This window comes from Paenibacillus sp. oral taxon 786 str. D14, assembly GCF_000159955.1.
Lineage (GTDB): Bacteria > Bacillota > Bacilli > Paenibacillales > Paenibacillaceae > Fontibacillus > Fontibacillus phoenicis.
Genome location: NZ_GG695974.1, coordinates 283,946 through 285,489 on the forward strand (window position 1 = coordinate 283,946; position 1,544 = coordinate 285,489).

At 47.8% G+C, this 1,544-nt stretch carries 1 protein-coding gene; it reads right to left on the bottom strand.

What is annotated here, in order from left to right:
* Nucleotides 1–168: 168 nt before the first annotated feature.
* A complete protein-coding gene (locus POTG_RS09830; RefSeq protein WP_009224685.1) occupies nt 169–1,377 on the bottom strand; it encodes an IS4 family transposase in 1,209 nt (402 codons plus the stop codon).
* Nucleotides 1,378–1,544: the final 167 nt, after the last annotated feature.

Consider the following 1,544-nt stretch of genomic DNA (forward strand, 5'->3'; position numbering starts at 1 on the left):
CACTAGCCTTGCATCTAAAGTGACATGGTATTTAATTAATTGTTAATATTAGTTATATCAGCTTATTGTATTAAAATTTTCCATTTCTATTTCCCGCCAATGTGCTAAAAGGGTAACAGGACGTGAAGTGTAGTCATGTTACCAAAAATTAGTAGATGAATCGTTCGGTTACTCTAGTACCATCTTGACGCTCTTGAGCTTCAACGGATGTTTTCTCGGCCTTCCTGGCCGCCCTTTCTTACGCCGGCCTTTGGATGGCCGAGACGGCGGTCGTAACACAGCTTGTTGAAACTCTTCCCACGATCGCTCAGCATATAAGCGCATGCGTTTCAAGATCTGCCATAAGCTTAGATCCGTTTGCATCTCTAACTTGATCAACAGCACCAAGCTGTACGCGATCAACGCCAGATAGATTTGGTTCCAGATGGCGGTCTGGTTTGCGCTGTAGATCTTCACCAGCCTCAGATGTTGCTTGATCCATTTGAAGAACAACTCGATCAACCATCGATAGCGGTAGATCTCGCTAATCTCTTGGGCAGAGCGATCCTGCACATTGGTCAGCAAGCGGTAGGTCCGTTTCTGCTCATCCGTAAACTCGATCAGTCGGGCTTGGAGGTAATGCGTCTGCTTCTGCTTATCGTTCCACTGGATCTCGACGTCCGCATCTATCGTGATGGGAAAACCCTCAGGAACCGCTCGCTGATGGAGGATGGTCACCTTGTTCTTGGTCTGCAATCTGGCCACAAACCTCATCTGTTGGTGAATCAGCGATTCATATAGCTCGTACTGGATATACCCGCGATCCATCACATGAATCGCATCGTCCGCCACCACCAGATCAAGAGCGACTTCCTGATCACTCACCGCCGCTGTGCTGTTGATGATCTTGCCGGGAAACACCGTTTCGCGATCGGCCACCACGAGCTGGGTATGGATCTTGACCGCATTTTGCTCTTTGCTCCAGTACGCCCAGCGTCCAGCTAGGGTAGGCAAGGTAAGCACGGTGGAGTCGAGAATCCGGAGCTTGCCGATATTCGGGATCCCTTGCTTCTGCTTGGTGATCTCCTGGATGCGTGCGATGTTGCAGAGAAAGATCGCTTGTAACAGATCCGTCGGGAGTTGCTTGATCTTTCGTGAAAGCTGAGAGGCACTGATCGACTTCAGATGGTCGTCCTGCAGATCCGGCATGATGCGAAGGTGTTCCGAGATTTCATCATAGCTGGTACGCCCTGCAAGCTGAGACTCCACAAAAATCTGAATGGCTTTACCGGTTGTAAGTTTGCGAGTGCGATGGTCGGCAAGCAGGCCGCGGTATTCTCCGACATTCAGCAAATTTAGGCATTTACAAATGACTGATTTTGAGTTATTGTTACCCATGCTATGGTCTCCTTCTGTTATGGAGTGGGTAACATGCCTACACCTTAACAATAGGAGATTTTTTTATGAGCAACCAGAAGAATACCAGTAATAGCAACCATATTTAGGATATTTTACAAACAATTTTTCTGTAATTTCTCATGTCAGGTTTGGTGCAAGGCTAGTGG